Here is a 6,520-nt window from a genome sequence, read left to right as displayed (position 1 = left end):
CGAAGGCTTCGCGTCGCCAATTCCCATCGCCGGCGACGAAAGCCTGGTCAGCCTCGCCGATCTGCCGTCGGCGCCCGGCCGGTTCGACGTCGTCAATATCAAACTGGATAAATGCGGCGGCCTGACCGAGGGGCTGTTGATGGCGGCGGAAGCGCGCCGGCTCGGCCTGCAGGTGATGGTCGGGACGATGGTCGGCACCAGCCTGTCGACCGCGCCCGCGCTGATCCTCGGCCAGCAGTGCGACATCGTCGACCTCGATGGCCCGACGTTCCTCGCCGCCGACCGCGCGCCAGGGGTCGACTACATCGACGGCATGGTCAGCGCCGCTCCCCACGTGTGGGGCTCGGGCAAGGTGCTCGCAGCGTGACCGAAGAGCGCCCGTGGTTCGGCCAGCCGCGCGGGCTGACGATCCTGTTCCTGACCAACATGTGGGAGCAATTCTCTTACTTCGGGATGCGCGCGCTGCTGGTCTATTACATGACCACGACGCTGCTGTTCGACCAGGAGAAGTCGTCGAGCATCTACGGCTTCTACACCGCGTTCGCGTACTTCACGCCGATCATCGGCGGCACCATCGCCGATCGCTGGCTGGGCAAGCGCAAGGCGGTGATCATCGGCGCGACGGTGATGGCGGCGGGCCATTTCATGATGGCGTTCGAGCCCGCTTTCTATTTCGCGCTGGCGACCATCGCGATCGGCAACGGGCTATTCCTGCCGACGCTGCCGAGCCAGATCAACGACCTCTACCGCGCCGACGACCCGCGCCGGCCGTGGGCCTACAACGTCTATTATGTCGGGGTGAACGTCGGGGCGTTCCTCGCTCCTCTGGTGTGCGGCTTCCTCGGCGAGACCTACGGCTGGCATTACGGCTTCGGCGCCGCCGGCGTCGGCATGCTCGCGGGCCTTCTGATCTATGTCCTGGGTCGGCGCCATTTGCCCGAAGAGCAGCCGGTCGCCGAGCGCGCGGCCGCGACAACGGTGGCGGGCGCGGCGGCGCGGCGTGGCCGCGACACCGTGCTGCTGCTGCTCGGCATCGGGCTCGCGGTGACCGTGTTCCGCGGCTCCTACGAGCAGATCGGCAATACCTTCGCGCTGTGGATGCGCGACGATGTCAACCGCACCATCGCCGGGTTCGAGGTCGGCGCGGCGATGTTCTTCTCGTTGAACCCGCTGCTCGTGATGCTGGTCACGCCGCTGCTTCTCGCGCGCTGGAAGCGCCAGGCCGAGGCCGGCCGCGAACTGTCGGTGATGCACAAAATGGCCGCCGGCGCCTTGCTCGTCGCCGCCTCGTATCTGCTCGTCGCGGCGGCCGAAATGGTCAACGGCGCTGCGCCGGTCCACTGGCTATGGCTGCTGTCCTTCTTCGTCATCTTCACCCTTGGCGAGCTGTACATCCTGCCCAACGGGCTCGGCATCTTCGCGCGCCTCGCGCCGCCCAGGCTCGGCGCCAGCACGGTCGCCGCCTGGTACCTCGCGATCTTCGCGGGAAGCCTCGCCGCGGGCCAGGTCGGCCGGCTGTGGAGCCGGATCGACCATGTCCCGTTCTTCGTCCTGCTCGCCGGCATCGCGACCGCCGCTGCGGCCTTTCTCTATCTGCTCGATGCGCCGACCAAGCGCGTGCTGGCGCGCGCCGCGAACGACCCCGCGCCGCCCGACCTGACCGATGTTCCCGAAGGCCTGGCGAGGCCCGCCAATGTCTAGGCTCACGCACCGCATTCATCGTGCCCAACGGGGCGCGCAACCAACATCATATGGAGGAAACATCATGACCCAGAACCGGCTTTCGCCCCGCACATTCCTGATGGGCAGCGCGGCCCTCCTCGGGCTCGCCGCGCAGCCCGCCCTGGCGCAGGTCCAGGAGGACCCGCCCGTGCCGCAGGAGACCGCCGGCGCGGCCGACACCAACCAGGCCGAAATCGTCGTCACCGCCCAAAAGCGCACCCAGGTCCTGATCGACGTGCCGCAATCGATTTCGGTGGTCTCGGGCGCGACGCTCGAGGATCAGAATGCAAGCAGCTTCGCCGACTATCTGAAGCTCGTTCCAGGCCTTCAGCTCAACCAGAGCACGCCGGGCCAGGGACGGCTGATCGTGCGCGGCGTTAACTCAGGCGGCGTCGCCTCGACGGTCGGCATCTACATGGATGAAACCCCGTTCGGGTCGAGCAGCGGCCTGGTCAACGCCGCCGTCCTGGCCGGTGACTTCGACACCTTCGACCTCGACCGCATCGAGGTTCTGCGCGGCCCCCAGGGGACGATTTACGGTGCCAGCTCGCTCAGCGGCGTCCTCAAGTTCGTGACCCGGCAACCCTCCACCGCGGCCTTGACCGCGCGTGGCCGGGTCGGGGTCGAAACCACCGCGGGCGGCGAGATGGGCTACAATGCCAATTTGGTGGTCAACGTGCCACTGGGCGACACGCTCGCGTTCCGCGCCACCGGCTCCTATCGCAAGCACGGCGGGTTCATCGATTCGATCGGGACCAGCGGGACGGATCTGCTGGGCGCGGTCCTGACCTCCGACCGCGCCAAGAATATCAACGACAGCAAGAGCTTCGGCGGCCGTGCGTCGCTGCTGTACAAGCCCAGCGACAAGGTGACCTTGCGCTTCACCGCGCTTGCCCAGAATATCGAAGCCGACGCGCCGTCGGTCGTTGCAAGCGATCCCGAGACGCTCGAGCGCCTGTACGGCGAGCTGAGCCAGGCGCAGTTCGTGCCCGAATTTTCGGACGTCAAATATCGCGTCTACAACGCGACCGGGGCGATCGACCTCGGCTTTGCCGACCTCACCTCGTCAACCAGCTACAGCACGCAAAAGCAGGACTTCCGCGCCGACCTGACGTTCCCTCTGAGCTCGCTCATCGATGCCGCATTCGGATACCCGGCCAACGAGTTCTTCCAGGCGCAGTCAACGAACTCGAAAAAGTTCACGCAGGAAGTGCGGCTGTCGTCCGAATCCAAGCGCCTCGATTGGCTCGCCGGAATCTACTACACCAGCGAGGACGGCCTGATCGACCAGGACTTCATTGCCGTGCGCCCGGGCACCCTCAACCCGATCGACGACCCCGGCGTGCCGTTGCTCGGCCTCGCCAGGGTGGCGTCGGAGTATAAGGAGATCGCCGGCTTCGCCGACGTGACGATCCATTTCAGCGAGCGCTTCGACCTCGGTCTGGGCGGGCGCTACAGCAGCAACAAGCAGGAGGCCGACCAGGTCAGCGACGGCGCCCTGGCGGGCGGCTTCAACCGCTTCCCGACCAGGAAGTCGACCGAGGACGTGTTCACTTACTCGGTCGCCCCGCGCTTCGAACTGAACGACAATACGTCGATCTACGCGCGGGTCGCCAAGGGCTTCCGTCCGGGCGGCCCGAACGTGCTCCCGCCCGGTGCGCCGGCCGAACTCGGAACCTACGATTCCGACTCGCTGATCAGCTATGAGGCCGGGGTCAAGGCGCAGACGCCGGACGGCCGCTTCACCGTCGATGCGGCGGTGTTCCATATCGACTGGACCGACATCCAGCTGATCGCCACCGTGTCGGACTTCAACATCAACACCAACGGCAGCAAGGCCAAGGTCGACGGCGCCGAAATCACGGCCACCGCGCGGCCGCTGCGCGGCCTGTCGCTGTCGCTCAACGCGGCCTACACCGACGCCCGCCTGACCGAGGACCTGCCGCCCATCCAGGGCGCCATTTCCGGCTTCGACGGCGACCAGCTTCCGTTCACGCCCAAGTTCAGCGCCGGGCTCAACGGCGACTACCGTTGGTCGTTGAGCAATACGCTCGAAGCGAGCCTTGGGGCGTCGTTGCGCCATCTCTCGAGCCAGACCGCCAGCTACGATGCGGATTTTGTGGCAGCCAACGGCAGGCAGCGGCGGATCGACAGCTACCAGGTCATCGACCTGCGCGCCGGGCTCGACTTCGGCAAATACGCTATCGACGCCTACGTCCGTAACCTCGGCAACAGCGCGGGCCGGACCTCGACCGAAGGCACCACCGTGTTCGGCCCGTTCCCGCTCAATCCCAATGGGGCGATGAACACCGGCGTGATCCGGCCGCGGACGATCGGGATCAGCCTGACCGCCGGTCTATAGTCGGATGGCCACGACCGCACCGGGTTCGGCGGCGCTCAGTGCGCGGGGCGAGCAGGTCGACGCGCTCCCCTCGCCGTATCTGCTGTTCCTCGGGGACGCGGTCGAGGCGGGCTACGCCAAGACCGCGTTCGGGTTGCGCGACTGGGCGCCCGAGCGCTGCATTGGCGAGCTCGCGCTGCCCGGCGCGCGCGTCACCACCGGTCTGCCCCCGCTGCAGCCGCGCGAGGCGTATCAGCGCGGCGCGCGCGCGTTGCTGATCGGGGTCGCCACCCGCGGCGGCCAGGTGCCCGAGCTGTGGTTGCCGACGCTCAGCGAAAGCCTGCGCGCCGGCCTCGACATTGTGTCGGGCATGCACGACCGGCTCGGCGACATTGCCGAGCTGGCGGCCGAGGCCAGGCAGCTCGGCCGCCGCCTGGTCGACGTGCGCGTCCCGCCCGACGGCATCCCGATCGCCAGCGGCCGCAAGCGCAGCGGACGGCGCTTGCTGACGGTCGGCACCGATTGCGCGCTGGGCAAAAAATACACCGCGCTGGCAATCGCCCGCGGGCTCGCCGCGCGCGGCCTCGACGTCGATTTCCGCGCCACCGGGCAGACCGGGATCATGATCGCCGGGGCGGGCATCCCGATCGACGCGGTGGTGTCCGATTTCCTCGCCGGCGCGGCCGAGCTGCTCAGCCCCGACGCAGCCCCCGGCCACCTCGACGTGATCGAGGGCCAGGGCTCGCTGTTCCACCCGTCCTACGCCGCGGTCACCCTCGGCCTGCTCCACGGCAGCCAGCCCGATGTGTTCGTCGTGTGCCACGACCCGCTGCGCAGCCACATCCTCGGCCTGCCCGATTTTCCGGTGCCGTCGATCGAGGACGTCATCGCGCAAACCGTCGCGGCGGGGCGCCTGACCAACCCCGCGATCCGCTGCTGCGGGGTCAGCCTCAACACTGTGGCGATGGACGATCAGGCCGCGGCGGAGGTCATCGCGGCGACCGCGCGCCGGCTCGGTCTGCCGGTCGCCGATCCGGTGCGCGGGGTCGGGCTCGAGGCGCTGCTCGACGCGTGCGCGGCGGCATGACGACGGCGACCGCCAGCGGCGCGGCGCCGACCCGCTTCCAGCGCTTCTGGCTGCCCGGCCTGGCGTTCAAGGCGGTGGTCATCGGCGGCGGTTATGCCACCGGCCGAGAGCTCGCCGAATTCTTCCTCCCCAGCGGGCCGTGGGGCGGGCTCGCCGCGATCCTCGTCGCGACCCTCATCTTCAGCCTGGTGTGCAGCGTCACCTTCCTCTTCGCGCGGCTGGTCCAGGCGTTCGACTATGTCACCTTCTTCAGGCGCCTGCTCGGCCCCGGCTGGGTGCTGTTTGAGGGCGCCTACATCCTGTTCATCGTACTCATCCTCGCGGTCTACGGCGCCGCGGCCGGCGCCATAGGGGCGTCGCTGCTCGGGTTGCCGTCGCTGGTCGGCACCGCCGCGCTGGCCGCCGCGATCGTCGCCGTGGTGACCTTCGGCAACGCGTCGGTCGAACGCATGTTCGCCTACGTCTCCTACCTGTTGTACGCGGTTTACGCGCTGTTCATCGTGCTCGCCTTCACTCACTTCGGCGACCGCATCGCCGCCGGCTTCGAGCGCGGCGGGCCGGCGACCGGCTGGCTGACCGGGGGGACGATCTACGCCGGCTACAATCTGATCGGCGCGGTGGTCGTGCTGCCCGTCGTCCGCCACCTCACCAGCAGCCGCGACGCGATTGTCGCGGGGATCATCGCCGGGCCGCTGGCGACGCTCCCCGCGCTATTGTTCTTCATCGCCATGGTCGGCTTCTACCCCGAGATCGCCGACGCCACTCTGCCCTCGGACTTCCTCCTCCAGCAGCTCGACATCCCGCTGTTCCATCTGCTGTTCCAGCTGATGATCTTCTCGGCGCTGCTCGAAAGCGGGGCGAGCTCGGTCCACGCGATCAACGAACGCATCGCGCGCGCCGTGCTCAACTGGCGCGGGATCGTGCTCAGTAACCGCGCCCGCCTGGCCATCGCGCTCTCCTTGCTGATCGGCTGCATGTTCGTCGCCGACCGTTTCGGCCTCGTCGCGCTGATCGCCACCGGATATCGCGCCTTGGCCTATGTTCTCATCGCCGTTTACGTGATCCCCGTGCTGACGCTGGGCGTATGGCGGTTGACCCGTTCGAAGCAGGAGCAACCCGCATGAACCGCGCCCTCATCTTCGCGCTGTTGGCGATGGCATCGCCGGCCCTCGCCGCGCCGCCCGCGGGGTTCGAGCAGCGGGTCGAGCAGTTGCGCACCGCTTACGGCGCGCCCGGCGTCTCGATTGCCATCGTCGAGGACGGCAAACCGACACTCGCGCAGGGATGGGGCGTGCGCCAGATCGGCAAGCCGGACCCGGTCGGGGCCGACACCATCTTCGGCACGGGCTCAACCGGCAAGGCCTTCACCG

Annotated in this window: 6 protein-coding genes; all 6 read left to right on the top strand. The window is 68.3% G+C overall.

Annotation, left to right across the window (positions count from 1 at the left end):
• Positions 1 to 367, top strand: a 367-nt coding sequence (locus RMP08_RS09420; RefSeq protein ID WP_310468743.1) for an enolase C-terminal domain-like protein, incomplete at its 5' end; no start/stop codon positions are given.
• Positions 364 to 1,701 (top strand): peptide MFS transporter, encoded by a 1,338-nt coding sequence (locus tag RMP08_RS09415; protein WP_310468742.1) that lies wholly within the window; start codon positions 364 to 366, stop codon positions 1,699 to 1,701. The genes RMP08_RS09420 and RMP08_RS09415, both read left to right, overlap by 4 nt.
• 64 nt (positions 1,702 to 1,765) lie before the next feature.
• A complete protein-coding gene (locus tag RMP08_RS09410; protein ID WP_310468741.1) occupies positions 1,766 to 4,084 on the top strand; it encodes a TonB-dependent receptor in 2,319 nt (772 codons plus the stop codon).
• Positions 4,085 to 4,088: 4 nt separating this feature from the next.
• On the top strand, positions 4,089 to 5,150 hold the full coding sequence (locus RMP08_RS09405; RefSeq protein ID WP_310468740.1) for a DUF1611 domain-containing protein: 1,062 nt from the start codon (positions 4,089 to 4,091) through the stop codon (positions 5,148 to 5,150).
• Positions 5,147 to 6,274, top strand: coding sequence for a hypothetical protein (locus tag RMP08_RS09400; protein WP_310468739.1), 1,128 nt, complete (start codon positions 5,147 to 5,149; stop codon positions 6,272 to 6,274). Before RMP08_RS09405 ends, RMP08_RS09400 begins: the two co-directional genes overlap by 4 nt.
• On the top strand, positions 6,271 to 6,520 hold a 250-nt coding region (locus RMP08_RS09395; RefSeq protein WP_310468738.1), incomplete at its 3' end, for a serine hydrolase domain-containing protein. The genes RMP08_RS09400 and RMP08_RS09395, both read left to right, overlap by 4 nt.

This window comes from Sphingomonas sp., from assembly GCF_031426035.1.
Lineage (GTDB): Bacteria > Pseudomonadota > Alphaproteobacteria > Sphingomonadales > Sphingomonadaceae > Sphingomicrobium.
Note: the sequence above shows the minus strand (reverse complement) of the source record. Positions and strands in the feature narration are given on the sequence as shown.

Coding starts and splice junctions, on each gene's coding strand:
- RMP08_RS09410 (WP_310468741.1), top strand. CDS start 1,766: ATGACCCAGAACCGGCTTTCGCCCCGCACATTCCTGATGGGCAGCGCG.
- RMP08_RS09400 (WP_310468739.1), top strand. CDS start 5,147: ATGACGACGGCGACCGCCAGCGGCGCGGCGCCGACCCGCTTCCAGCGC.
- RMP08_RS09405 (WP_310468740.1), top strand. CDS start 4,089: ATGGCCACGACCGCACCGGGTTCGGCGGCGCTCAGTGCGCGGGGCGAG.